The organism is Pseudodonghicola flavimaris (assembly GCF_030164425.1).
GTDB classification, from domain to species: Bacteria; Pseudomonadota; Alphaproteobacteria; order Rhodobacterales; family Rhodobacteraceae; genus Pseudodonghicola; species Pseudodonghicola flavimaris.
The window spans coordinates 1-23,690 of record NZ_JASNJD010000036.1 but is presented as its reverse complement, the minus strand read 5'-3'; the positions used below and the strand labels follow the sequence as shown (position 1 = coordinate 23,690).

Below are 23,690 nucleotides of genomic sequence, written 5' to 3'. Positions count from 1 at the left end.
CTCCCAGCGATCTGAGAAACGCAGTCTGAGCATCCATTGCGAAACGCACTCCCATCTTGAGATGGGTATCACCTCGCAGTCCGCGCCGGCGCAGACAACGTGCCGCTCAGACACCGCTTACAGTAGTCTTGTTGTTGTGACCTACCTTTTTGAAGGTCTGCTTGGCCTGCCGGTCTTCGCAGGCACGCCTCCGGCTCTGGCCGGACCGGCGTATATTGCGGGTCCCACAGGCGGATACTTGGTAGGCTTCGCACTTGCGGCGGCCGCCGCCGGGTGGATTGTTCAAGCACTGCAAGGACTTCGGCCTGCGTTCAGAGCATCTGTCGCGGTCTTTTTGGGTTCGATAGTCATGTATTGCGCAGGGCTGCTCTGGTTGGGTGGCTTTGTCGGCTATGGCGAAAAGTTGCTGAACGCCGGTCTTTACCCGTTCCTTCTCGGGGATCTGACGAAGGCGACAATTGCTGTAGTTCTGTATACTGCTTACCATAATCGCCGCGCTGTGTGACTGCCAGCCCAAGACTGTATCAGACTGTTTCAGTCTCATACGGGCCTGGTCCAATGTAAGTTGAAATAGTCCGATGCCGGATTTGACAGGCATCGGACGCCAGCCTGAGGTTTCCGGCGCCATGCGAGAGCAATGCGCAAAACTGTGCGAACCAAATTGTTCGCAATCAATACCTGGTCGCACACAATGAAAAGAAGCAGCATGTTTTTCTCAGAGCCGGAGCCTTGCCGCGCGAAGGGAGTCGAATTGGCCCCTGGAATTCTGAGGATCGTCGCGAACAATCCCGGAAAGATGACCTACCACGGGACAAATAGCTACATCATTGATACGCCTGATGGTCGGTTCATAATCGACCCCGGCCCAGCAGAAGACAGTACACATTTCGGGGCAATCATCGAAAATTTGGGGGCCAAACCATCTGGGATTCTGCTCACACACCACCATTCTGATCATTTTGGAGTCGTCCCAGCCCTGCGAGCACGGACAGACGCACCTGTTTATGCCTCACGGGCATTCCCTGACGATGCATTTCGACCTGACCGGTTTCTGGAGGACGGACAGGTCATTGCCGGTCTTACCGTCCTGCACACACCTGGTCACGCGAGCGACCACCTTTGTTTCGCGAGACCTGACGGAGTGCTCTTCACGGGCGACCACGTTATGAGTTGGAACAGTTCGATCGTCAGCCCCCCTGACGGAAACATGCACGACTACTGCGCGCAGCTACAGCGGCTGATTGAGCGCGACGATAGGATCTACTTTCCGGGGCACGGACCTATACTCCGGGATCCGCAACCTTACGTCAAACGGTTGCTTTCCAACCGCATGCGTCGCGAGGCGGAGATCCTCGCCCACCTCTCAAACACCCCGGATTCGGTCCAGAATATCGCCGCTTCCGTCTACAAGAAAACCGACCCACAAATCGCAATGGCCGCAGGACGAAACGTTGCGGCGCATCTGGAGAAGCTGTTGTCTGAGTCGCGGGTGGTACAAGATGGCGGGGTCTGGAAATTAACATAAGAAGGATTATGCGCAACATGAAATTCCCCTATTTTCAATAGGTTTCGCCCTCTACCACCTCCCTGTGGGCGAACCTCTGGCGGCACCGACGCGGTCGGTGTCGCCCCTTTTTAACGAGCCAGGAATAAGTTCAACCGAGATCAGATCACGGGAACGTCCCAGCCGAATAGGACTGAAGAACCGAAGCAGAAAAGGCGGACACGAACCGGTGAGCATCGAAAAGGAAGAAGCGGTTCCGGTCGCGCGGCTTGTTGACGGTCGCAGTGATCGAACCGTTGGTTGGGTCTATCGCTGGAATACGTCAGAACTGTCCATCCTCTGGCTCGATCCCAAACGTACGGCACACCATATCGATCCCCCGTTAAGCCGGAACACGATTGCGAATGCAAAGACTGTCACCACCGATGAGGTTACTGACCTTTTGGAGGAGCTGTCGCTCAGGGGCTCAGCCGATCTGCTTTAGCATCAAGGCGCTCCAAGACAGTTACAAAAATTCGAATTTGACCGCTCGACGATAGTATATTATCGTAATCCTCAGATTCTGCATCACAGTCAATCGAGCTCTTGGATATGCGCAATTTCCTTCGTAATTTTTTTCTCGCTGTCGTCGCGGGAACGGCCTCGCTGAGCGGAGGTGGAAACAGCGCGTCGGCGCAGACCTACCCGATCGATTGCGCCATCCTGCTCTGCCTCTCCGGCGGCTGGCCGGCATCAGAGCCCTGTTCGCGGGCACGTGCAGAGTTCATACGACGGATCACGCCATGGCCTGTCGAGCCTCCCCTCCAGATCTGGCGTTGCCCCATGGGGGCCTCCTTCGAACCTGTAGACGACCCCGGTCGCACTCGGCGTGTCATTGACATCCTCTTCTCCAACGCTTCTACCCTGCCCCAGAACCTCGCGGAATCTGACCCCGAAAAAGCTGGCGCCCTCTTGCCTGCCGTCGTGCGGTCGAAAGGCGTCGAGCCACTACCTCACCCTGACGGGTTTGCGTTACATCTGATCCAGGACCGAGCCGACATCGACATCAGTGGACCGGAGTTCAACTTCATCCGCTCGATCCGTGTCTTCGATGTTCGGTATGCGCGCCAACACGAATCCCGCGACAGCGATTGCAGCCGTTTCGAAACAGTCCTTCTCGGTTCCTATGGAATCCAGGGCGATTTTTACTGGTCTCGTTCGTCCGTCGCCGCGTTGCCCGAGGCGCATGTCGGCTTGGAACGTTGGGGCGATCATTGCCCCTCCATCTATCACCGCTCGGTGTTCGTCGACTGGCGAGACTATGAGGGCAATTACGGGTTCGAGCAGGTGAACTACTAAGACGTTGTCCTCTGCACCAAACCTGCATTAGAGACCGTGGATCGCAGCGTCCCATAACAATCCGCTGTTATCATTGCCCTTCGGTCCCACCGAGGCTTGATTTCGTCATACCATCCGAGGCGACAGCCCTTCGCCTCGTCTTAAATCCGGTGATCGAGTTCCGTCGCCGCCTCGGCCGCTGCCAGTAGCGTAACCGCATCGATCTGCAGAGCACGCGCGAGTACGATCAACTCAACTACGTCGACCCTACGCTCTCCGCTCTCCAGACGAGCGACGAAGGACTGGTGGCATCTGAGACGTAAAGCGAGCTCGGCCTGCGTTAAGCCAGCCGCCTTCCGCGCCGCAATCAAAGCGTCGCGAAGTGCCTCATGTCCCGAACTCCTGATCGTTTTCGCCACGTGTCACAAACCTCTTGTGACAGGGCTAATCTACTTTATAGATTATCTAAAAAGTGGATAGTGGGCGTTTACATGATGATAGAGACTCCGAACTGCACGCCGCCGATACGGCCAGATTTCACAAGACGGCGGCCCTTCGAAAAGGTCGCGGCCAATTCACTCGTCCATCAATTCCAGGAAGCGTCCGTAGTCCTGGCTCACCTCGCGCGCCTCTTCGAACGCCCGCGCGCGCTCAACCTCAAGGCACCGAAAGTAGCTCTGGATGTCCCGCATGTAGATCTCAAAGTCGCTGCGGATGAGATCGACATAGTCCCGCGCGGCTTGAGAATCGCTTGGCACGAACGGCCTGGGCGGCGGCAAACAGGACGCGGCGGAGACTTCGCCTGCCAGGCACGCGACCAGAAGTATAGCTTGTGCCATGATCGACACGCACAACCTGAAGGCGTCCAAGCCCCTTATTTTCTTGATCAAATGCATGGGAACCGTCTATTCGTCAATTGAGCAACAATCCGCTTGTCGCATCAAAAGTTTATCTTGTGCGCCAATACTATATCATCGTATGCCTGGACTTCAACACCTGAAGCCTGGTCATTCGCCCTATTGGAGAACGTGATCCGGGTGATGGACCTAGAAAAAGAAGCCCCGAATGTGGTCACCGAACCCAGATTCCGCGATCTGGTCGCCAGCGGCTATCGCGTCGAAGTTGTCTGCAAGGAAGACGCCTTCAAGAAAGGCCCCAACTGGCATGGGGTCTGGATCATGCGCGCTGTCAGCGACGATGGGATCGAGAAACTTCTGGTCACGGCCCGGACCCGAACCTCGCGCAACGACATCAAGATCCGCGAGATCAAGACCGTCACCGGGGTCATCTCCTTCCTGCAAGGGATCGGTTTCTCGCACGCCGACGTGCCTCTGGAAGAGGGCAAGCGGACGGTTCACAAACTCTCCAGCGAAGAGATGGCTGCCAGCCGGGCTTAGCGCCCTTTTCCTTTCCTACCTGGGCCTCCCGGCATCGGCAGACATGGTCCTGGTGATGGCGGGGGACGGTTCTCTTTCGCCGTCGCGCGCCCAGGAGCGGTTCGCGCGCAACTACAATGACGGGGTTGGCGTTGGCTCGGCTTCGGACGGTTTGCGCATCTTGGGCGAGGAGCGCCGCACTGAGCGACGTGAAGGGGTGCGCGTCGCGGCGATGATCCCTCGCGCGCTCACACCACGCCCGGATATCCTCGCCGCGATCGAGGAGACCGGACTGCGCTATGCGAGCCACCCTGGGCTCCGTGCAGCCGATATCACCGTCACGGACTGGCTCCACCTCTATCGCGCCAATATCGAGATCGAGAGTGCGTACAATCCGCACGCCGTCTCCCATGTCGGGGCGGTCGGGCTCGGGCAGTTGATGCCCGATACAGCCCGCGCTCTTGCCGTCGACCCCCATGATTGGAAACAGAACCTCGACGGCTCCGCGCGTTACCTCGCCCTGATGTTGGCCGAGTTTGGCGACGCGCGACTCGCGCTCGCCGCCTACAATGCCGGACCCGACGCCGTGCGCGAGCATTCCGGCATTCCACCGTTTCGAGAAACCCAAAACCACGTCCAGCGGGTGCTGGCCGTCTTCAACCGGCTGGAAGGAGCGTCCCCATGAAGCCATTGACGAAATCCCTGATCACCCTTGCCGCTCTCCTCATCGTTGCGGCAGAACCGGCCCTGGCCCAGAGCATCGACCTCTCACCGATTCAGAGCTTGCTTCAGGGCATCGTGGACGCGCTGACCGGACCGCTTGGAGTCGTCATCGCCACCCTCGCGGTCCTCGGCGTGTTCCTCAGCTGGTTCTTCAACATCATCGATCTGCGCCAAGCCCTCTGGGTGCTGGTGGGCATCGCGGGTGTTGCGGCCGCGCCGACCATCGTTGCCGCCGTCTTCGGGTCGTGAGAGGAGGCGAACGTGGCCGAACGATCGCCGCTCTTTCTGGGCCTCGTACGCCCGCCCAAGCTCCTCGGCCTGCCGATCATGTATGCCATGGTCTGGCTCTTCGGCTCTGTGCTGCTCTTCGTCTGGGTGCAGCACCTGGTTGTCCTGGGCATCACGGCGGTGCTCTATCCGGTTCTCTGGAAAGCGGCTGACTGGGATCCGCGTTTCATCGACGTGATGATGACGGCGATGCAGGAGACGCCGCCGACGCGGAACCGGTCCATCCACGGGGGCGATAGCTATGCGCCATAGTGAAGCCCTGGACGAGACCGTCGATGAACGCACCCTCATGCCGGCCTGGTATGCCCGCGAGAAACGCCTCGCGCACATGCTGCCCTATGTCAGCCTCGTCGATGATCAGACAGTCCGCACCCGGGTCAACGAACTCTTCCAATGCATCCGCCTGAGCGGGGTGAACAGCTACACCACGGACGACGCCTATCTCGACAAGGTGACGGCGCTCTTTGCCCGGATCATCGCGCAGCTGGGCCCCGAGTTCAGCTACTACGTGCACAAGGTCTCGAAGTCGATCACGCCGGACCTGCTCCCGGTCAAGGGGGACGGCTTCGCTCACGCCGTGGATGATGCCTGGCGCGCAAAGCTGGCCTCGGCAGGTCTCCGGGACAAGACCCTCACACTCACAATCATCCACCGCCCGACGCCCAGTAGTTTTCTTGGTTTCGTGAACCGTTCCGCACCGGAACGCTTTAAGGCGGAGACCGCGAAACGGATCAGGCGCCTCAACGAGGCGGTCGGGGTCTTCACCTCCGGCCTGGCGGAACTCAAGCCCCGCATCCTTTCAGCAGCTTCTGGCGAGTTGGTTGGATTCCTCGGCGCGCTCAACACGGGCCGCGAGTTGCCGCTTTACCCCGCCAACCGCTACGGGTTTCTGGCTTACAACATTGCCAACACTCGCGTGACGTTTCTCGAAGATCACTTCGAGCTTTCCAATGGCGTTGTCGGCCATCGCTTCGGCAAGAGCTTCACCATCGGCGAATATGCCGAAGGAACGACCTGCACGATGTTCGACATGCTGAACCTGCCGGTCGACATGATCGTCACGCATTCCTTCACGCCGATCAATTCAAACCTGATGGCGGGCCGGATCAAACGCCAGAAGCGTCAAATGCAGGCCTCTCAGGATGCCGCTCTTTCGCTCCTCGAGGCGCTCGACATCGCGCACGACGATCTTGAGGCCAAACGCCAAAGCTTCGGTGAGCACCACATGGTCGTGACGGTCTTCAGTGACAGTCTTGACGAGTTGCAGTCCCTCGGAGCCGAGATCGTGAACGCCGCGGCCGCCGAGGGCGTGAAGATGATCGGCGAGCGGATGGCCGCGAAATCTCACTACTTCAGCCAGCATCCGGGCAACCAGCCAAAACGGGTCCGCGCCAGTGCCGTCACCAACCGCAACTTTGCGGACTTCGCAGCACTTCACCGGACGCAACTCGGCAAGGAAAAACACCAGCTTCCCTGGGGCCAGGAGATTACACTCTTCCCGACCCCGGAGCAGAGCGCCTACCGGTTCTCCTACCACGAGCAGGGCAGCCCCGAGACGGAGCCCACCAGCGGCCACACCCTCATTCTAGGCCGCCCCGGTTCCGGCAAGTCCGTCCTCTCGGCCTTCCTCATGACGCAAGCCCGGCGGGTCGGCGCGCGCATCTTCGTTTTCGACTACCGGCTCGGGATGGAAATGGCCGTCCGCGCCAATGGCGGGCGCTACGCCTCGATCAAGGCGGGACAGGCGACCGGCCTCAACCCGCTCTGGACCGAGATCGATGAGCGCGGCACGGCCTGGCTTTCGGATTGGCTCGCCTCCTTGCTCTACCGCTCCGACAAGCCCCTGACCCCGGCGCAAACGAACCGCATCAAGGAGGTGGTCCGCCAGAACTCCACAGCCACCAACCCGGCCTTGCGGAACTGGAAGGACTTCGCCTCGCTCTTTGTCTCGACCGACGACAATGGCGATCTTCACCAGCGGCTTCTCGAATGGACCGAGGATGGGCGATACGGCTGGATTTTCGGCCAAAGCCTGGAGGACACTTTCTCGCTTGATGGCGACGTCGTGGGGTTCGACCTGACCGGCATTCTCGACAGCGAAAGCGAGAAGGAGCGCATGGCGGTGCTCTCCTATCTTTTCCGCCGGATTGAGCGAGAGATCGAGGACCGGCGTCCCACCATCATCGTGATCGACGAGGCATGGAAGGCGCTCGACAACCCATACTTTGCCGAACGGCTCTCGAACTGGCTGGTGACCGCCCGGAAACAGAACACGGTCGCGGTGATGATGACGCAATATGCGAGCCAGCTCGAACGCACGCGGACCGGCAAGACCATCGTCGAGGCGGTGCCAACCCAGATCCTGCTCCCCAACATCCGGGCGCACGCCTCGGATTACGCGATGCTGAACCTCTTCGAGAAGGAACTCGACGTGCTCCTGAACACCGGCAGCGACAGCCGCCTCGCGCTCATCCGTGACGACGGTGGCTCGGTGGTGGTCGATGCCGACCTCTCCGCCCTCGGCCCCCTCCTCACCATCCTCGGCGGCATGGAAAAGGGCGAGGCCCTCGTCGGCCCCGACTACCGCGACCGTCCTGATTTCTGGAGGCTCTCATGATCCGACCCCTTATCCTCCTCGCCGCGCTCGGCGTTCTCTCTTCCTGCGCCGAATATCGCGAACCCAAGGCCAACTGTTTCGCTTTCCGCGCCTCGCTCGACCGCGCCGAGCCGGATTGCATTTTCACACCCATCGGAAACCCGGACGACAGCGTTGAGGCCTAGGGTCGCACATATCCTCCTTGCGGCTCTCCTGCCGGCAGCCGCGCTCGGCCAGGGCGTTCCCACCAACGATTCCGGGCTGACGGCCCGCGATATCGTCGAGACGGGCGACCGGGACGCTGACCTCGCCGTCCAGCGTGAGAAACTCACCGTCGAAGAGTTGCTGACCGAGATCGAACGGGAACAGCTCGCCACGCTGCGCGCCATCCTCGACGCGCAGACGAGCTTCGGCGGCCAGGGGCTGCCGGGTATGGTCGCAGACTTCGAGGGCGGCGGCGGCGATCCGGACCGATCCGCAGCGGCGGTCTACGGCTCCGGCGATGTCGATCCCAACCCCGGCGGCGCGGGTATGTTCGGGGATGCGGCAGAAAACATCGAGCAGCTGATCATCCGGGTCGCCCAGGAGACCCACGGGCGGCCCGGGGTCGGGCGGGCCGGTCTTTCCGTCGTGCAATGGCGCGCCCTCCTGCAGGCGCTCATCTGGCAGGAGAGCCGCTTCTCCATCGGCGCACGCTCGCCCGTGGGCGCTTTCGGCCTCACCCAAATCATGCCGGGCACCGCAAGCGATCTCGGGATCAACCCGGAATATTATGACAGCCCCTACCTGCAGGTCGAGGGCGGCGCGCGCTACCTCGCGGCCCAGCTCACCACCTTCGACGGCAACGTCGTCAACGCGCTCGCGGCCTATAACGCCGGGCCTGGCCGTGTGTTCGAATATGGCGGTGTACCGCCCTTCAAGGAGACCCAGCACTACATCAGGGTCATCCCCGAACGCTACAATCTCTACCTCGCGCGGATCGGCGGCATCGAAGCGCTCGGCACGATCGACCCCGCGCTTCTCACCAACGCCAATCTCTCGTTCAGCGGGTTCGGCGCCGCCTTCTACGGCAGCAATTCCCCCGCCGCCATCCGGCAGGCCGCCCTGCGCGTCCAGGACATCGTCACCATGATCGGCGCGACCCAGGACATCCAGGAGAGCATGGCGCTCAACACCTATGCCCGCGCCGAACTGGTCCGGCTGATGGCCGCGCGCATTCGCCTGAAAGCCGCACGGACCCAACCGCTCAGTGCGGCCCAATTGGCCCAGGCCGCGGCCCGCATGGTCGAGAACGAATTCATGGAGTTCACATTGGAGGATCTGGATTGATGGCCCGCAGAATGTTCATTTCAGCACCATTTCGCGCGTTGACCCTGGCCAGCGTCTTGGCGCTTTGCTCGCCTTTCGTGACCAGTGCCCCCGCCCTGGCCCAGGGCGTGCCGGTCGTGGACACCCAGAACATCGCCCAAAACATCCAGCAGCTCCGGCAGATGATCGAGGACGAGATCCTGCAAAACGAGCAACTCGTGCAGCTCCGCGAACAGCTTGCCACGCTCACGGAGCAGCTCGCCGAGCTACAACGAACGTATGAGGCGTTAACGCGTCTCGCAGAGTTGCCCGAGATCATCCGGACACAGATGGAAGACGAACTAAACGGTCTCCTGGACCAGGAGTTCGGCGACATCATCGCCACGATTCAAGCCATCAAGACGGGGGATTTTTCCGGGCTCACCGGATCCGGCGCCGTCGAGATCGAAACCCAGATGGACCGGGTGCTGGCCGATCTCGGCTTCGACGAGGACACGCTCTCGGAAATGGCCCGCAGCGGCAATCCCGGGGCCGTGCGCGTGGCGACACAGGCCACGACCGGCGCGCTGGTCTCGGCCGCGGCCCAGAACAGCTATGAGGATGCCGGGCAGTCGCTCGAACGTGTCGACCGGCTCGTCGGGCTCATCGACGACATGGATGAGCTCAAGGAGAGCGTCGATCTCAACACGCGGGTGACGGCAGAGCTCGCCATCGCGCTCGTCGCCATGTGGCAGCTCGAAGCGATCCAGACCGTAGGAGATGGCACCGGCGGCGTGATCGATGCCGCCACCATCGCCGAAGAACAACGCTTCATGGAGTTCACGCTTCCGGAACTGAGCGCGGATTGAGGACTGATTGTTGGACGAAGAAACCGCCATCATCGAGGAGGAACTGGTCTACGGCGCACTGAGACGGGAACGGCTCTGGCAGCGCCTGGGACTCATCGGCCTCGGCTTTGGCATCCTGGGCTGCCTCAGCGCGGCCGCCGTGGCCATCCTCGATGTCGATCCGCCCCCAGTTGTTGTGCCTTACGATCCCGCCACCGGCTTCGCCCTCCCCGAAGCCACCGTCGGGGCCACCACCGTCACCGAGAACCGCGCCATTATCGAGGCGGAGGTCTTCCGCTACGTGACGGACCGCGAGGTCTACAACCAGCTCGACAATGACGTGCGCATCCGCAGCGTGTTGCGCCGTTCGGACCGTGCAGCAGGGGCCTCACTGCGCCAGATCTGGAACTCGGCCAATGCAGAGTATCCGCCGTCAGTCTACGGGCCAAATGCACGGCTCGATGTCGAGATTCTCAGCATCAACCTGATCGGCAACAACCGGGCCACGGTGCGGCTTCGCAAGCGCCTGACCTCGATCCAGGGGGTCCAAGCGGGCCTCTTCACCGCGACGCTCCTCTTCGAGTTCCGCCCCGAAGAGAGCCGCTCCATCGACCAGGTCTGGACCAACCCGTTTGGCTTCACGGTCGTCGAATACGCGATCCGCTCGGACAGATTGGAGAACCAGTAAGTGCGCTTCCGGAACAAGAAATCAGGGAACGCCTTGCCAGCGTCCCAAAAGCGCGAGAGGCGCCAGGCTTTTTGCAATGCGAAACACGCCGGACACGCCAAGGCGTTCCTCGCGACCTTTTTGATGGTCTCACTGTTTGCGTCCTACGCGTCAGCCGAGGCGATCCCGCGCGGGGGACCCAACGACCACCGCGTCCGGGTCGCATCCTACCAGGAAGGCCAGGTCTACAGGCTGAACGTTTCCCTGACCCATGTCACGACCATCGAGTTCGGGACAGGCGAGAGCATCCGCTCAATCATCGCCGGCGACACGGAAGGCTTCGAGATCGACGGTGTGCCCGGCGGGCGGGCCTTTGCTATTAAACCCGTTGCCCGCGGCGTCCATACCAACGTGACCGTCTACACCAACAGACGGAGCTATTATTTTAATGTGAACGAGGTCTCGAGCCCGACCTTCTATGTCGTGCAGTTTCGCTACCCCGAGGACAATCGCCGCCCTTCCAACGCCATCGCGCGCGCCGCACCGAACACCAATTACGCGGCCAGCGCACGGACGGAGTTCACGCCGACCCGGGTCTGGGACGACGGCACCTTCACCTATTTCGCCTTCCCGCGGAACGCACCCGTCCCGGCGATCTTCCGGTACACGAACGGGCGCGAGCGCACGGTGAACACAGGCCCGGTCGAAGACGGTGTGATCCGTGTCTCGGGCGTGGGGCGCCAATGGGTGCTGCGTCTGGGCGAGGACGTGGTCTGTATCGAGGCGACGCCGCCCGCGGAGGCCGCCTCATGAGTGACAACAACCCGGATCTCGAACAGCGCCTCGCTGCGCTTGAACGGGGCAACCCGCGCCTCGGACCCGCTCCGAAACGCCGCTCGCCGCTCCTCGCCCTCCTCCTCGCAGGGCTCATCCTTGCGGGCGGCTTGGTCCTCTTGCTATTCTCGGGCCCTGGGGAAGAGGTCGCCCTGCCGACGGCCACCCCGGACGAGTTCCAAACCGAGGGTGACGGGTTCGGAGAGATCGAACTCTTCGTGCCACCACCCGCCCCGGAACCCGAGATCGTTCTCGTCGAACCAGAACCCAACGCCGAACTTCTGGCGCAGATCGCCGCGCTCCAGGCCCAGATCGAAGAACTGCGCGATGCGCCGGACTCCGACGCCGGGGCGGACAGCGCGGCCGCCGAGGCGATCGATGCGCTGACCGCACGGATCGCCGACCTACAGGACGCCTCCGAGAATGCTCAGGAACAATTCCAGGCCGAACTCGCCGCACGAGATCGAGAGCTGCAACAGCTGCGTATGGACCTGGACCTCGCGCGGTTGGAGGCCAACAAGCCGACGCCCGCCCCGCTCGGACCCACCGACGAAGAGTTGCGCGCCCGCGAAGAAGAGAGGCTGCGGCGCGAGGAAGAGGCGCGACGGCTGGCCGAACTGCAACGCCGGGCCGAGGAGGAGCGTGCCTTCCAGGAACGGCGGATTTCCTCCCCCGTCATCGCCTTCGGCGGAACGGGCGGCGCCAATGCGGGCGAGACAGAACTTACCGAGCGCACCTTCGGCGAGGTGACAGACTTCGTGCTGAACGGCGCGTTGCCGAGCGCCATCACACAAGCCGAAGTCATCGCAAATCCCTCGAACACCGTCATCCAGGGCACGATGATCCAGGCCGTGATGGAGACCGCACTCGACAGCTCGCTCCCTGGGCAGACCCGTGCCATCATCTCAGAAGACGTCTTCAGCTATGACGGCTCACGGCTCCTGATCCCGCGCGGCTCGCGCCTCATCGGACGCTTTCGTTCCGGCATCGAGATCGCGCAGCGCCGGGTCACCATCGCCTGGGACCGGATCATCCTGCCCAACAACCAGACCGTTCAGATCAGTTCCTTCGGCGGCGACGAACTCGGGCGCTCGGGCGTCACCGGTTTCGTGGACACGCGCTTCGACGAGCGTTTCGGCTCTGCCGCACTGATTTCGATTATCTCCGCCGCCCCGAGTGTGGCCGCCGCCCAGGTCGAGGATGAGACCACCGCGGACGTACTTGAAGATGTGGGCGACGACCTGGCCAACGCCACCGACAGTGTGATCGGTGAATATCTCTCCATCGGTCCCGTCATCTACGTCGACCAGGGCGCACGCGTCACCGTCATGGTCGACCGGGATCTGGAGATTTTCTGAGATGACGCTCTCCTACCTCCAGACCTCGCTCGATAAGCTGAAGGACGCCGCCCGCGATGACGTGATCGAGATATGCATCAACCCGGATGGCTCTTGCTGGGGTGAGTTCCAGGGGGATCACTTCATGCGGGCACTGGATCAGCGTCTGACGGTCACGGAGGTGCGCGATCTCGGCAACCAGATCGCCTCCTCAGCCAACACGACTATGAGCAAGGACAAGCCCATCGTCTCGGTCTCGATCACCTATCGGGGCCGCCCCATCCGTGCCCAAGTCGTAACCCCGCCCGCGGTGCTCTCGGGCATGTCGATCTCGCTCCGGTTCTTCTCGAGCCTACCGCTGGACCATATCGAGCTTCGTTTCCTCTATGGCGAAGAGCGCAAGCTCGAGGAACTGCGCCAGGAGAAAAACCGCGCGCTGCGCGAGGTCGTTGCCGCCGGTGACATCTACGCGGCCATCCGCTTCTGCGTCGAGAACAAGCTCAACATGATCGTCTCCGGCGGCACCTCGACCGGTAAGACAGTCGCGGCTCGAAAAATCCTCTCCTACGTTCCCGATGAGGAACGGATCGTCACCATCGAGGAAGCCGCAGAGCTTCTCCCCGCTCAGCCGAACGCGGTGACCCTGATCGCCAACCGCGATGCGGAGTTCCAATCCGCCGACGTGCTTCTAACCGCGACGCTGCGCATGAGGCCCGACCGGATCATCCTCGGAGAGGTGCGCGGCAAGGAGGCCATGACCTTCCTCGAGGCGATCAATACCGGCCATGGCGGTTCGATGACAACCCTCCATGCCGAAACCCCGCAGCTCGCCGTCCAGCGTCTCGCCATCGCCGCGCTCAAGACCGAGATCCCGATGACCTACCAGGACATGGTCCAATACATCGAAAGCTCGATCGACGTGATCATCCAGGCGGGCCGCGAGGACGGCCAACGCGGCATCACCGAATTCTATCTCCCCGGAACCGATCTCAGCGGAGGCATGACCCATGAAGCGGTTTGAATACCAGATCATCACCTATCCGATGGACAAGAAAACCAGCCTGATCGCGATGCAGGACGATCTGAACGCACGTGGGAAAGAAGGCTGGGAAGTCGTATCGGTCAGCTCGTCAGAGTTCGCGCATCTTGGCCACACCGCGTTTCTGAAGCGCGAGATTGCCGAAGGAGCTGGCGCGAAATGAGAAACGCCTTGCTTTGCATCTCGATCACCGTTGTGGGGTTTCCGGCTGCCGCCGAACGCGACTTCGTCCCCTCTCTCGACAGCACGTCGGATGTCTGCATCGATCGGCCCGCTGAGCCTGAGTGGATGCAGAACATCACCGTGCGAGAGGCTTACAGACGTGTCCTGGTGCAAGACATTTACCGTGCTCAGAACCTTGAACGTATCGTCGAAACCGGATCCTGCACCTGCGACACACGCTTCCCGTCCTGGGAAGCGGCGGAAACGGAGTTTCGGGAGCGTTTCAACACAGCCGAACGATGGGAAATGCTGGAGGCCTCGGACACTTACAACCGGCGCGCCAACGCGTTGAGACCTGACGCGATGGCAATCTGCGAAGCCGAGGGCAACTGGTAGCAGATTATGAGCGTCGTCACCTACTTCGTCGAGACCTCCCAGGGCTACCTGGATTCTGCCGCAGAGACGCAGTTCGGCGCGGTGGCGGCGACAGTCGGCACGATGCTGGTTCTCGGAACGACGCTTGTGGTCATTCTGGTCTGCGTCAACATGATCTACCAGTACCGCTCCATGGATGGACGCACTGCGTTCTGGCTCGCGGTGAAAGTCGGCCTCATAGGGGTCTTCGCGACAAATTGGGTGCAGTTTAACGCCTTCTCCTCCGCTGTCCTAAACGGCATCGACAGCATCGCCGGATCGCTTGTCGCCTCGGTCGGCGGCGGCACGCCCGGACCGTCGGGGACCTTCGCCGAGGAATTCGACCGGCTGATCGCCGAACTGGGTGAATACCTGAATGCGGCCGGTTCTGAACTGAACTGGATGGCCGGGGCGTTGCTTGACGTTCTTGGCGTACTCCTGCTCTCGATCCTGGGCGGGCTCGCCGCATTCATTCTCGTGGCATCCCGGCTGATGATCGCACTCCTGATAGGCATCGCGCCGGTGATGATCTTCCTCACCCTCTTCGAGGTGACCAAGGACTATTTCGCGCGCTGGCTCTCGGCGCTGATCTCCTTCGCGCTCTATCCGATCGTCGTTGCAGGCGTTTTCGCGACAATCACCGGCGTCAGTTCGGCATTGATCGGCGAGCTCGGCGACCCTGAGGGCGCGTCCAACATCGGGGCCCTCATCCCATTTTTCATGATGGTGCTCATGGCCAAGGGGTTCATCATCGCGACGCCGTTCATTGTCCGCGCGATCTCGGGGAACATCATGATGCCAGCACTATCAGCAGGCCTTGGCGGTACATACGGGTTCGGTCGGGCGCTTGGCGGCAGTCAGCAGGCTTATAATCGGTATCTCATTGGAGGAGCGACTGGCGCTGAATATGCTGCGCTGCGTGCGCGGCAGTTCTTCGGGGTGCAGACAATGCCGCAGAGGCCGGGTGTTAGCCAAACCGTTCCGACGAACCCTGACACTGGTTCGGGCAGCTCAGGCGCGCGAATGCTGGCACAGTTGGCCCGCCTAAGCAGGCTGGGCCGAAGGTAGCATTGACCGTCAAAGGCTTCACCAGCGGGAACATGTTCTTTGCGAGCCTATACCTTTGCCTTCAGCAGAGCTCGCGGCAAACTGCCTGAACGGATTTACCTTGGCACCATCATGCCATGTCCGGGTGAAGTGGAACGGCATCGGCGCCGGTGTTGCTGTCTGGGACGTCTATCCTGTATCCCCTTCTTACATCAAAGCATTCGACGGCAAGCTTCCTTTGGGAAATTGCCGGTAGCGGGCAGTAAATTGCCGCGATGTTCTCGTTGAATTTTTAACTTGTCACTTGACAATTTAAGAGAGTGGAGTATCTAAGGTGCCAAGGAAGAAGCACACATCAAAGGAAATCGAGGCCGTCATCCAGGAGCTCGAAGAGCTGGGATGGGACCTTATTGAGGGCAAGGGGCACGCGTGGGGGATCCTCCGATGCCCGGCCAACGATAAGGATTGCCGCTGTGGCGAGTTTTGTCAGATGTCTGTCTGGTCGACCCCGAAGAATCCACAGCAGTTCGCGAAAAGGATCCGACAGAAGGCTCTGGCCTGCGTGAAGCTTCAGAAGAACGACGAAGGTAATGCCGATGGCTGAAGAATTCGAATTCGAACTGGTCTTTGCGCTCCCCGACGGAGAGCACGATGCGTTTGCGCTCTCTGACGCGGTCTTCGAGGCGGGTTTTGAAGATGCGCTCGTGGGCACCGGTCACGCCGGTCTCCTAGGTGTAGAACTGGAACTTGAAGGGGATGAGGCCGAGAGCGCGATCCTTGAAGCGGCGCGGGCGCTGATCAAGGCGTTGCCGCAGGGCACTGTCCTGCGCGAGGTCCGTCCCGACCTGGTGTCTCTCGCGGATGTCGCCGAGAAGCTCGAGGTGAAGCGACAGGCGCTCCAGCAGCGCAAGATGCCCCTCCCCGTTGCCGGTGGCCTCTACCGCATCGATGAAATGATCGAGGTTCTGATGGAGGCCTCAAAGCCGGCGAAGGGGCAGCGTCGTCCGCGCTTTAACCTGGCTTCCGCCGCGAAGTGGTTTCGTGCGGGCCCCGCGGCCCGCAGGGTGAACGCCCAGTTGACGATGCGTGAGATCGACCCTGCGACGATTGAGCGAGCCCCTCGACCAGAGCGCGACGATCCTGGTTTTCTTCACCCGTGACAATGGTCGATTCCGGGGCGCGGGCACAAGGCGCCATCGCGGCATGCTTTCGTGTCGCCCGCATGGCGGCTTAGCCAAGCCCGAATTTCTCGCCCGCCTCGCTGACTTTTGCTTCCGAACCGGACATCTCCGCCTCCAGCCGCTCCAGATCACTCACGGCGTCCTGCACCCGGACTACGTCGTCTTCTGTCGCAGCCTCCACCTCGAGATCTGCCTGCCGCCCGAACTCCATCTCGAACTGCCGCTGATCGTCCGCGAGGACTGCGGCACGACCGCACCGAAGCGCTTGAGCCGGGCCGGGCTCAATGGGTGCATTTCCTTCGGTTTTCGTAAGTCCCATCCTGGCCTCGAAATCGCGTTCCGTGAGACCAGACCCACGCGGAGCTGAAGGCATCGCCCGGACACTCAGGGGCAATTCCCCCATCGGAGGGACCGGCCCCTTCGGAAACGGCAGATCCCCCTCCTGCGCCGAGTGGATACCCTTGAAGAACGGATCCTCGTAGTAAACGACCCGCTTCGCCCGGACCGGCATCTGCGCGTCCACGACCACCACGATCTCATCAAGCGGCAGACGTCGCGCCTCGTCTTCCGGCAGGAGCGCGACTTCTTCCGTCCGCTCAGACTGGCTGCGACCCTCGAACGGGTTCTTCCCGACCGCGCGGGAACGGGTGACCACGGTCTTGGTGGTCTTGCCCACGGCCTTGCTCAACTCCTCGACGGTCTTTTCGTCCGAGGGCGTGAGGTAGAGCTTGATGCCTGCATTGCCCTGCAGCGCCCGCCGCGTGTTCTCGCCGTAGATCTCGTCGATGGCCGGGATGGTCTGGGTGACCACCGCGAGATGCCCGCGATAGGCGCGCAGCACTTCGATGCTCTCGGCCACGATCGGCATCTTTCCGAGCCGGTTGAACTCGTCGAGCATGATCATGACCGGCCAGGGCTCGTCGGCGCCCGGTTCCTTGTCCTGCAGGGCGGAGAGAAGATCAGAGAAGAACAGTCGGATCAACGGCGCCAGCGGTTTCACCATGAGGGGCTGCACGACGAGATAGACGCTGAAGGGTGTCTTGCGGATCGTCCGGAAGTCAAAATCCGATACCGCCGTCGCATCGTCGATCGCCGGGTTCTGCCACTGATCGAGGCCCGAGGTCATCAGGAGCGAGACATAGGAGGTCAGCGTGTCGTTGTTGGTCGAGGCCAGCCGCGTGAATATCAGCCGCGCCGCGGCGTTCTGGACCTCATGGGCGCGCGCGAGATACTCCTTCTGCTTCTGCCCGCCCGAGGCGGCGATGCGGTAGATCTCCCCGAGCGTCGGCCTGCGGCGTTGGAACGCGAGTAGCCCGGCCGCGACGAAGAGATCGATCCCGCCCTTCAGGAGGCCCTGCACGCGGTCGTTGTCGTTCTGAAGGAAGAGCGTGGCCAGGAGCTGCAGCTCCATCTGCTGGCGGGCCGGGTCTTTGAACTCGTAGATGCGCAGGAGCGGATTGTAGCGATGGGTGCGCCGGTCCTCCCAATCCGTGGGCGCGAACCGGAACACCTCGTCGCCCTGTGCCGCCCGGTGGCGGGCCGAGGCCTCGAAGCATTCGCCCTTCACGTCCAGCACGACCGCCGATCCCTGCCAGGTCAGCAGGTTCGGGATGACGAAGCCGGTGGTCTTGCCGCGCCCGGTCGGTGCCACGATGAGCGCGTGTGGGAAGGTCCGGGAGCAGAGAAAGGGCGCGCGGGAACCGGGCTTGCCCAACTTGCCGATCACGAAACCTGTGCCGGGCGCGCCGAAGAAGCCGTTCCGCTTCATCTCGCGGCGGGTCTGCCAATGGGTGTAGCCGAAGCGGGTGAGGGCCGAGCCCGACATCGCCAGGCTCATCATGAGGCCCGCCAGCCCGGCCCCGCCCATGATCAGGTTGATCAGGCGAAAATCATCGGGGCGGGCGGCACCGATCGCCCGGTAGTTCTGCGCGATGTAGAAGAAATCGATCTCGGCCTGGAAACCCAGGTCCCGGAACGTCACGACAGCCGAGGCGATGACGTAGCCGATCGCGATGGCGACGAGTGTGACCAGCACCACGCCGAGGGCGAGGCGGCCTTTCCCCATCCCTCCCATCAGTGGGTCTCCCCGCGCTCGGTCTCACCATCGACAAGATCGGCGCGGTGGATTTCGAACTCGCGGTCGGCGATCTCCTCGACCACGGCGCGGGTCGCCTCGCTGTTGGCGGTGGCCGGATCCGTCTGCAGGTAGGTCTTGGCGGCGTAGAGCCGGTCGAGACGGTCTTCGATCTGGGTCTTCAGCACGTCGACATCACCGTCCCGCAGCCGGTCGATCTGCGCCGCGTCCAGCTCGCGCTCGACCGCGGCGCGATAGGCCAGTCGCTGACCGTCATCCTGGAACGGCCCATGCAGATTGCCGGCCCGTTCATGGTCGACGACCCGCCGGATGTCCGGATCGGCAATCGGCGCGCCCTCGACAGCGTCCCCCTCGCGCACGTCCGAAAGCCGCCCGTCGCGCAGGTCGAGCGCCACCTCCTGCAATTCGTTTTCGCGGCGAACCTGGTCGATGGCCTCGGTGTCACGCAGTTCGGTGACGGCCGCATAGGTCGCGCCAAGCCCGCGGGCAAGATGCGACGGCATGTCGGGATAGCGCGCGCGGAACGCGTCCGTGACGGCCTCCGCAACGGGGGTCCGCGCGTCGCGACCCTCCATGATCCGGTCGACTTCGCGGGTGATCTCGCGGGCCCGATCCTCGTCGGTGATGTGCTCCCGGTAGGGTACGGACCGGTCGATCACGTCACCGGGGCGCGCGAGGAGTTCCGGATGCGCATCGAGGTACCTGCGTTGCTCTTCTTCGATACGCCGCTCCGCGCGGGAGACGATCTCCGACTCCCGCGCCTCGATCTGGTCTTCGGTCAGACCTTCCGAACGCATGTCCTGGCGGATGGCGCGCTCCATGTCCTCAGTGGCGTCCCGATGATAATGGACCCTCTCCGTCACGGTGCGATCTTCCACGACACCGTCCTCACGCAAGACCCCTGCCCGCTCCAGCGCGACGCCGAGCTGGACATGGGCCCGGTTGAGGGTCTCGCGCGCCGTCTCCAGATCCGCGCGGCGCTCGAGGTTGAGACCGTCCCTCTCGGCCACCCGCGCCAGATCGTCAGCGATCCATTGCCGCTCGAGCGCCGCGTTCTGCGCGCCCGTCTCCATCCGCGCGACCACCACGGACGAACTGATCCCGGTTCCGCGCAGCGCGGTGTCGACATGCGCCCGCACCTCGGGGTCGCGCAACCGGTCGAGCCGGGCCGCATCGATATTGGTCTCGGAATAGATCCCGCCGTCGGACGGCTTCTCGGTCAGTGTCACGGAGCGCAGCCCCAAGGGCTGCATATGCGCGAGCCGCGACTGGATCTCGTTGAGGCTGCGCTCGAGCCTCGGCCGTTCGGCCTCCGGCTTCGCATCAATCATGCCCTGCACGCGCGCGACCTGATCGGCATAGCGGGTCCTCAGGTCGTCGAACGATTGCTCCTCAGCCATGTAGACCCCTCCTTCCGATGTGAGTTTGCCGCCCTTCGCCAGCAGTTCTCCGGACCGGAACAGGGCATCGGCGATATCTTCGCGGTTGTCCGCGGAGGCCTCGGCTGCGAGCGAGTGATAGATGATCCGTGTATTGGCGATCTCTTCGAGAGCGCGATCCAAGTCTGCCCCGACCCGTGGCCGTGGTTCCGCGGCCCGCCCCTCAACCTTGGCCGCATAGACCTCGCGGGTGCGCGGCGGGTAGTGCACGACACCTCGGTCGAGCCGCCGCGTGGCCTCCAGACGCACGCCGAATTTCTCGGCCTCCTCGACCATGGCGAGGCGGAAGTCGTCATAGTTGAACCTGTGATCGCGACCCAGGAAGAAGAACTCGCCCTCCTGGGACCGGCGGTTCAATACTATATGCGCGTGGGGATGATCGCGATCCTCATGCACTGCGATGATGTAGTCGAAATGCCCCTCGTCGGACTGAAAGAACCGCTCCGCGACATTGGCGGTGATGTCGCGCACGTCCTCGCCCCGGGTGCCGATCGGGTAGGACATGAGCATATGCGTCGTCTGCCCGAGCTTGGGCTTGAACCCCGCGCTCCAGCGCTTGGCGAACCGCTCCGTCAGGTCCTTGATCTCGGATGCCTCGAGCTTCGTCTTCCCGTCCAGGAAGCCGCTGCTGTCCACGAGATGCGAGGACTTCGTCGTCAGGTAATCGAGCTGGTTCATCAGCTGCGATTTGGTATGCGTGCCCCCGCCCCGGATCGCCTTGAAGACCGCTGCACGGTGACCGGCGGCGGCCCGCACGAGCTGCCTCTGCCGGGACGCCTGCAGCCCCTGCATCGAGCCCCGAATGCGGCTCCAACCGTCCCGGAAGATTTCACCGGTGACGTCATGGACGGCATCATTCAGCCGCATGGGCAAACTCCCTCAGAGCGGCAGTGGCGGCGAGCTGCATGGCATCCCGACGACGGCGCAGCAGCAGATCGATCTCGTCAGCGGAATCAAGGATGAACCGCGCCAGACCACGCATCTGCGCGAGGCGCAGTTCGGACAACTCTGCGTTCGGTGCGGAGCCTTCCCCCTGCCCCGCCCGGCTGGCTTTCATCATCTGCTTGGCGACCTGTACGACGCCGTTACCGACCTCGTGCAGGGAGGCCCGGTAACGTGCCATCTCAGCCGCCAGCTGCGCGTCCGGAACGAAGGTTCCCCCCGCCGCCTGGATCAGCCGCCGGACCCCCTCCGTGCGGGTCTCGATCCCCGCCGCGGCCAGGACCTCATCCAGCGCACTAAGCTCTTCGGGGGTCAGTTTCACGGTCACGGCGGCCGTGGCCACGGCCGCATCCTTCTGGCGATCTTCGTCCGCCTTCAACGTGTACTGGATGGCCCGCGGCGTGACCCCGAACCGCTCCGCGAGCTCAGACGTCCCCACACCTTCTCCGGCCTCACGGATAATCTCCGCCCGCTCCGTCTGTGTCAGTCTCCTGGTCCGGCTCATACGAAGAAAGCCCCCCTATTTCCTGCCACCTTCATTCAAGGTCGCCCTCATCATACGAAACTATATGTTGCGGTCAATACAATATTATTGTAGATTGCCCCCAGGCGACCTTGAATTCCGCTTCAAGCCGAGCACCGCAGGTGCGAGGCCCGGCCCGAAGGGCCCAGCAACACCGACCATCTCCAACCGCACCTCGGCCACCTGTTGTCATGCCCGCGCCCGAGGGTCTGGCCGAACACGGACCCGTGTTCGGACGGAAGCGAGGGGCGGCGCATCTCTTCACCGACGGGGCTGACGGACAGGGTCAAGGGCGGCCAGATTTGGCTTGGCCCAAATCTCTGCCGGAAAAACCGGCGGGCTTCAGCCCGACTGTTATTCCGGATGGCCCCCTTGAGGCTGGCCGGCAGACCTGTTCCAGGCGATCTCTGAAATCCCCCGTCAGGACCGTGCACGGTCCTGACACCTTATCGGGGACACCGGCCGAAAGCAGGGGTCCCCGGTCTTGGCGCAGCCTTCCCTGAGACAGGGAAAGGGCCGCCTCTAGGGCGGCCCATCCTCCTGGGAGGATTACTCCTGCGGTTCCTTGGAGCTCGGCGGGAACATCACCAGCTCCTGGACCGCGACGGGGAAGTCGAGCTTGAGGCTGAAGAACTCCGAGCCGTCCCCGTTGCGGGTGTTGCGGAACATCGCGCCGACGCGCTGGAAGCGGGTGCGCTCCTGACCTTCGTTGTCGGTGAACTTGACGGGAACGGTGGCGACGTAGTGGTTGGTCATTTGGGTCTCTCCTTTTTGCGATGGGGATCACCCGGCACGGGGGGCAAGGGAGGTCCGCAAACACAAATGCGGAGGGTCCGCGCGCCCCGCGCGTGGAAACCGTATTTGTGTTTGCCGGAGCGTGAGCGGAGGGCACGGACCGCCCGACCCCGTGCGATCCACATCTATGAGCAAAGAGGGGAGACCCGGATGTGCACCCCGCCCCTCAGCCGTTTTCGGTCCTGTCGAGTTATGTCAGACATGACCATGTCCGCGCCGCTCTCATCCAACGCGGCGGCGGGATGGTTCGCCCAAGCCCGATCGGCACGACCGCGATCGTCTGCCTCAAACTCGACTTCCCCGTCGCAGTCTCGCGATCCGGGGAGGTGATGCATCCGCGGGCCTGGCAGCAGCGTTGCCCGCCCGGACGGGTCGCCGCCATCGGGCGGCGCAGTCGATGCGCTGCGCCCGCCCCAGCGATCTGCACCCGCACGGCCGGATCGCGGGGTTTCAGGCGCGCATGAGGGCAACCCCGCCGGCAGGGGCCCGTCTTGACCGAACCAGTCACGGATCATCGTGTGATCAGACCGCAGTATTTTGTCCAGTTGGAAGGGCGAGCTGTCCAGCCGGGCCTCGGTTTGGCGGGGCTGACGAGATCATCTTATCGACTTGTTGCTCGACACTCATTTTGCGTCCAACTCGCCGAACTTTTCCAAATCGATGATCCGTTCGGGCGGAGTGGCGACCCGTTGCATCATGCAACAGTCAGTTCGCAGCTTGGCAATATCGAAGCTGGGGTTCGCTACCTTGAATGCCCAGCTGTTCAGGAAGACGCGTGCAATCCCAGGAATTTCGCCCATGCCGGTGATGTCAGAATAGCTGAAGTGCGGATGAGCACCTCGCACGAGTTCTTCGCCACCAATGCGGACATGTACGATGATGGGAACGGTTTCCGAGTGGAGCAGGTGAAGGCCCGATTGATCGCCGAACAACCGCTGCACGACATGCTGATCAAACTCAGAGCCGTGACTCAAATAGTGGTCGAAACCATTCGCGAGACCCGATCGAGATAGACTGAAATGAACTTGTCCTTCCCGTCGGCCTTGCTTGTTTTTCGGGCCGACATCTTCAAGTACCTCGGCAAGTTGGTGTTCTAGATGATGCCACTGAGGATGGGTCTTGAGAATTTCTGTGAGTCTTTGCCTGCGGTCTGCGGTAAGCGCCCGATTGATGCCGCCTGCCTGATGGAGGCGGACCGAGATAAGACACGTGCATAACGACGTCTTTAGCGACGTGTCTTATCGGGAGGCGCTATGTTGGGTGAGGTTCTGGGTGT

General features: G+C 62.3%; 28 protein-coding genes. 22 read left to right on the top strand and 6 right to left on the bottom strand.

Annotated elements, in window-relative coordinates; translation table 11 throughout:
- Window positions 1-25: 25 nt before the first annotated feature.
- From QO033_RS24665 to QO033_RS24650, 4 genes are all read left to right on the top strand, one after another.
- Window positions 26-505, top strand: coding sequence for a biotin transporter BioY (locus QO033_RS24665; RefSeq protein ID WP_284483372.1), 480 nt, complete (start codon window positions 26-28; stop codon window positions 503-505).
- A gap of 201 nt (window positions 506-706) precedes the next feature.
- Window positions 707-1,525, top strand: coding sequence for an MBL fold metallo-hydrolase (locus tag QO033_RS24660; RefSeq protein ID WP_028288548.1), 819 nt, complete (start codon window positions 707-709; stop codon window positions 1,523-1,525).
- 208 nt (window positions 1,526-1,733) lie between these two features.
- Window positions 1,734-1,988, top strand: coding sequence for a hypothetical protein (locus tag QO033_RS24655; protein WP_141102078.1), 255 nt, complete (start codon window positions 1,734-1,736; stop codon window positions 1,986-1,988).
- A 107-nt stretch (window positions 1,989-2,095) separates the two neighbouring features.
- Window positions 2,096-2,842 carry a hypothetical protein gene (locus tag QO033_RS24650; RefSeq protein WP_088626515.1) on the top strand — a complete coding sequence of 249 codons (747 nt, stop codon included), beginning with the start codon at window positions 2,096-2,098 and terminating at the stop codon, window positions 2,840-2,842.
- Between the two features lie 140 nt (window positions 2,843-2,982).
- Here the strand turns inward: QO033_RS24650 and QO033_RS24645 are convergent, their stop codons facing one another.
- Both QO033_RS24645 and QO033_RS24640 read right to left on the bottom strand, forming a co-directional pair.
- Window positions 2,983-3,240 (bottom strand): helix-turn-helix domain-containing protein, encoded by a 258-nt coding sequence (locus QO033_RS24645; RefSeq protein WP_043753586.1) that lies wholly within the window; start codon window positions 3,238-3,240, stop codon window positions 2,983-2,985.
- A 156-nt stretch (window positions 3,241-3,396) separates the two neighbouring features.
- Complete coding sequence (locus QO033_RS24640) at window positions 3,397-3,660, bottom strand: hypothetical protein (protein ID WP_202076281.1); 264 nt, start codon at window positions 3,658-3,660, stop codon at window positions 3,397-3,399.
- 201 nt (window positions 3,661-3,861) lie between these two features.
- Here QO033_RS24640 and QO033_RS24635 point away from each other — a divergent pair, with 201 nt between their 5' ends.
- The 17 genes from QO033_RS24635 to QO033_RS24555 all read left to right on the top strand — a co-directional run bounded on the left by QO033_RS24635 (window position 3,862) and on the right by QO033_RS24555 (window position 16,599).
- The gene (locus tag QO033_RS24635; protein ID WP_028093938.1) at window positions 3,862-4,218 is read left to right on the top strand and encodes a hypothetical protein; all 357 of its coding nucleotides are present in this window, start codon (window positions 3,862-3,864) and stop codon (window positions 4,216-4,218) included.
- A gap of 43 nt (window positions 4,219-4,261) precedes the next feature.
- Window positions 4,262-4,882: a lytic transglycosylase domain-containing protein gene (locus QO033_RS24630; RefSeq protein ID WP_028093939.1), complete on the top strand. Its 621-nt coding sequence runs from the start codon at window positions 4,262-4,264 to the stop codon at window positions 4,880-4,882.
- Window positions 4,879-5,169, top strand: coding sequence for a TrbC/VirB2 family protein (locus QO033_RS24625; protein ID WP_009803468.1), 291 nt, complete (start codon window positions 4,879-4,881; stop codon window positions 5,167-5,169). Before QO033_RS24630 ends, QO033_RS24625 begins: the two co-directional genes overlap by 4 nt.
- A gap of 12 nt (window positions 5,170-5,181) precedes the next feature.
- Window positions 5,182-5,460: a type IV secretion system protein VirB3 gene (locus QO033_RS24620; RefSeq protein WP_028093940.1), complete on the top strand. Its 279-nt coding sequence runs from the start codon at window positions 5,182-5,184 to the stop codon at window positions 5,458-5,460.
- Complete coding sequence (locus tag QO033_RS24615; protein WP_043753576.1) at window positions 5,450-7,825, top strand: VirB4 family type IV secretion/conjugal transfer ATPase; 2,376 nt, start codon at window positions 5,450-5,452, stop codon at window positions 7,823-7,825. The genes QO033_RS24620 and QO033_RS24615 overlap by 11 nt, the downstream gene beginning before the upstream one ends.
- Complete coding sequence (locus QO033_RS24610; RefSeq protein ID WP_185959040.1) at window positions 7,822-7,989, top strand: hypothetical protein; 168 nt, start codon at window positions 7,822-7,824, stop codon at window positions 7,987-7,989. Before QO033_RS24615 ends, QO033_RS24610 begins: the two co-directional genes overlap by 4 nt.
- Before the next feature lie 10 nt (window positions 7,990-7,999).
- Complete coding sequence (locus tag QO033_RS24605; protein ID WP_407682148.1) at window positions 8,000-9,133, top strand: lytic transglycosylase domain-containing protein; 1,134 nt, start codon at window positions 8,000-8,002, stop codon at window positions 9,131-9,133.
- Complete coding sequence (locus tag QO033_RS24600; protein ID WP_229861760.1) at window positions 9,133-9,960, top strand: type IV secretion system protein; 828 nt, start codon at window positions 9,133-9,135, stop codon at window positions 9,958-9,960. The genes QO033_RS24605 and QO033_RS24600 overlap by 1 nt, the downstream gene beginning before the upstream one ends.
- Before the next feature lie 10 nt (window positions 9,961-9,970).
- Window positions 9,971-10,627, top strand: a complete 657-nt coding sequence (locus tag QO033_RS24595; RefSeq protein WP_121066915.1) for a virB8 family protein — start codon at window positions 9,971-9,973, stop codon at window positions 10,625-10,627.
- 123 nt (window positions 10,628-10,750) lie between these two features.
- The gene (locus tag QO033_RS24590) at window positions 10,751-11,419 is read left to right on the top strand and encodes a TrbG/VirB9 family P-type conjugative transfer protein (RefSeq protein ID WP_035366665.1); all 669 of its coding nucleotides are present in this window, start codon (window positions 10,751-10,753) and stop codon (window positions 11,417-11,419) included.
- A complete protein-coding gene (locus QO033_RS24585) occupies window positions 11,416-12,798 on the top strand; it encodes a TrbI/VirB10 family protein (RefSeq protein ID WP_028093946.1) in 1,383 nt (460 codons plus the stop codon). The genes QO033_RS24590 and QO033_RS24585 overlap by 4 nt, the downstream gene beginning before the upstream one ends.
- A 1-nt stretch (window position 12,799) precedes the next feature.
- Window positions 12,800-13,798, top strand: coding sequence for an ATPase, T2SS/T4P/T4SS family (locus QO033_RS24580; RefSeq protein ID WP_028093947.1), 999 nt, complete (start codon window positions 12,800-12,802; stop codon window positions 13,796-13,798).
- Entirely contained in the window at window positions 13,785-13,979 is a 195-nt protein-coding gene (locus QO033_RS24575; RefSeq protein ID WP_028093948.1) for a DUF4177 domain-containing protein, read from the top strand. Before QO033_RS24580 ends, QO033_RS24575 begins: the two co-directional genes overlap by 14 nt.
- Window positions 13,976-14,374 carry a hypothetical protein gene (locus tag QO033_RS24570; protein WP_028093949.1) on the top strand — a complete coding sequence of 133 codons (399 nt, stop codon included), beginning with the start codon at window positions 13,976-13,978 and terminating at the stop codon, window positions 14,372-14,374. The genes QO033_RS24575 and QO033_RS24570 overlap by 4 nt, the downstream gene beginning before the upstream one ends.
- 6 nt (window positions 14,375-14,380) lie before the next feature.
- Entirely contained in the window at window positions 14,381-15,460 is a 1,080-nt protein-coding gene (locus QO033_RS24565) for a type IV secretion system protein (protein ID WP_028093950.1), read from the top strand.
- Window positions 15,461-15,773: 313 nt separating this feature from the next.
- Window positions 15,774-16,043: a hypothetical protein gene (locus QO033_RS24560; protein ID WP_035366649.1), complete on the top strand. Its 270-nt coding sequence runs from the start codon at window positions 15,774-15,776 to the stop codon at window positions 16,041-16,043.
- On the top strand, window positions 16,036-16,599 hold the full coding sequence (locus tag QO033_RS24555; protein ID WP_048534205.1) for a hypothetical protein: 564 nt from the start codon (window positions 16,036-16,038) through the stop codon (window positions 16,597-16,599). Before QO033_RS24560 ends, QO033_RS24555 begins: the two co-directional genes overlap by 8 nt.
- Before the next feature lie 70 nt (window positions 16,600-16,669).
- Here the strand turns inward: QO033_RS24555 and QO033_RS24550 are convergent, their stop codons facing one another.
- From QO033_RS24550 to QO033_RS24535, 4 genes are all read right to left on the bottom strand, one after another.
- A complete protein-coding gene (locus QO033_RS24550) occupies window positions 16,670-18,685 on the bottom strand; it encodes a type IV secretory system conjugative DNA transfer family protein (RefSeq protein WP_204115152.1) in 2,016 nt (671 codons plus the stop codon).
- 8 nt (window positions 18,686-18,693) lie between these two features.
- Window positions 18,694-21,021 carry a relaxase/mobilization nuclease domain-containing protein gene (locus QO033_RS24545; protein WP_204114550.1) on the bottom strand — a complete coding sequence of 776 codons (2,328 nt, stop codon included), beginning with the start codon at window positions 21,019-21,021 and terminating at the stop codon, window positions 18,694-18,696.
- Entirely contained in the window at window positions 21,008-21,601 is a 594-nt protein-coding gene (locus tag QO033_RS24540; RefSeq protein WP_043753561.1) for a hypothetical protein, read from the bottom strand. Before QO033_RS24540 ends, QO033_RS24545 begins: the two co-directional genes overlap by 14 nt.
- Before the next feature lie 567 nt (window positions 21,602-22,168).
- Window positions 22,169-22,375, bottom strand: coding sequence for a hypothetical protein (locus QO033_RS24535; RefSeq protein ID WP_028093953.1), 207 nt, complete (start codon window positions 22,373-22,375; stop codon window positions 22,169-22,171).
- 530 nt (window positions 22,376-22,905) lie between these two features.
- Between QO033_RS24535 and QO033_RS24530 the strand changes: the two genes are divergently transcribed.
- Entirely contained in the window at window positions 22,906-23,427 is a 522-nt protein-coding gene (locus QO033_RS24530; protein ID WP_284483371.1) for a hypothetical protein, read from the top strand.
- Window positions 23,428-23,690 lie beyond the last annotated feature (263 nt).

What these genes read in the sequence shown, in the direction of transcription:
- QO033_RS24660 (WP_028288548.1), top strand. Translation starts at nt 707, where the DNA reads ATGTTTTTCTCAGAGCCGGAGCCTTGCCGCGCGAAGGGAGTCGAATTG.
- QO033_RS24650 (WP_088626515.1), top strand. Translation starts at nt 2,096, where the DNA reads ATGCGCAATTTCCTTCGTAATTTTTTTCTCGCTGTCGTCGCGGGAACG.
- QO033_RS24640 (WP_202076281.1), bottom strand. Translation starts at nt 3,660, where the DNA reads ATGGCACAAGCTATACTTCTGGTCGCGTGCCTGGCAGGCGAAGTCTCC.
- QO033_RS24635 (WP_028093938.1), top strand. Translation starts at nt 3,862, where the DNA reads ATGGACCTAGAAAAAGAAGCCCCGAATGTGGTCACCGAACCCAGATTC.
- QO033_RS24630 (WP_028093939.1), top strand. Translation starts at nt 4,262, where the DNA reads ATGGTCCTGGTGATGGCGGGGGACGGTTCTCTTTCGCCGTCGCGCGCC.
- QO033_RS24625 (WP_009803468.1), top strand. Translation starts at nt 4,879, where the DNA reads ATGAAGCCATTGACGAAATCCCTGATCACCCTTGCCGCTCTCCTCATC.
- QO033_RS24615 (WP_043753576.1), top strand. Translation starts at nt 5,450, where the DNA reads ATGCGCCATAGTGAAGCCCTGGACGAGACCGTCGATGAACGCACCCTC.
- QO033_RS24610 (WP_185959040.1), top strand. Translation starts at nt 7,822, where the DNA reads ATGATCCGACCCCTTATCCTCCTCGCCGCGCTCGGCGTTCTCTCTTCC.
- QO033_RS24600 (WP_229861760.1), top strand. Translation starts at nt 9,133, where the DNA reads ATGGCCCGCAGAATGTTCATTTCAGCACCATTTCGCGCGTTGACCCTG.
- QO033_RS24590 (WP_035366665.1), top strand. Translation starts at nt 10,751, where the DNA reads ATGGTCTCACTGTTTGCGTCCTACGCGTCAGCCGAGGCGATCCCGCGC.
- QO033_RS24585 (WP_028093946.1), top strand. Translation starts at nt 11,416, where the DNA reads ATGAGTGACAACAACCCGGATCTCGAACAGCGCCTCGCTGCGCTTGAA.
- QO033_RS24580 (WP_028093947.1), top strand. Translation starts at nt 12,800, where the DNA reads ATGACGCTCTCCTACCTCCAGACCTCGCTCGATAAGCTGAAGGACGCC.
- QO033_RS24575 (WP_028093948.1), top strand. Translation starts at nt 13,785, where the DNA reads ATGAAGCGGTTTGAATACCAGATCATCACCTATCCGATGGACAAGAAA.
- QO033_RS24570 (WP_028093949.1), top strand. Translation starts at nt 13,976, where the DNA reads ATGAGAAACGCCTTGCTTTGCATCTCGATCACCGTTGTGGGGTTTCCG.
- QO033_RS24565 (WP_028093950.1), top strand. Translation starts at nt 14,381, where the DNA reads ATGAGCGTCGTCACCTACTTCGTCGAGACCTCCCAGGGCTACCTGGAT.
- QO033_RS24555 (WP_048534205.1), top strand. Translation starts at nt 16,036, where the DNA reads ATGGCTGAAGAATTCGAATTCGAACTGGTCTTTGCGCTCCCCGACGGA.
- QO033_RS24550 (WP_204115152.1), bottom strand. Translation starts at nt 18,685, where the DNA reads ATGGGGAAAGGCCGCCTCGCCCTCGGCGTGGTGCTGGTCACACTCGTC.
- QO033_RS24545 (WP_204114550.1), bottom strand. Translation starts at nt 21,021, where the DNA reads ATGCGGCTGAATGATGCCGTCCATGACGTCACCGGTGAAATCTTCCGG.
- QO033_RS24540 (WP_043753561.1), bottom strand. Translation starts at nt 21,601, where the DNA reads ATGAGCCGGACCAGGAGACTGACACAGACGGAGCGGGCGGAGATTATC.
- QO033_RS24535 (WP_028093953.1), bottom strand. Translation starts at nt 22,375, where the DNA reads ATGACCAACCACTACGTCGCCACCGTTCCCGTCAAGTTCACCGACAAC.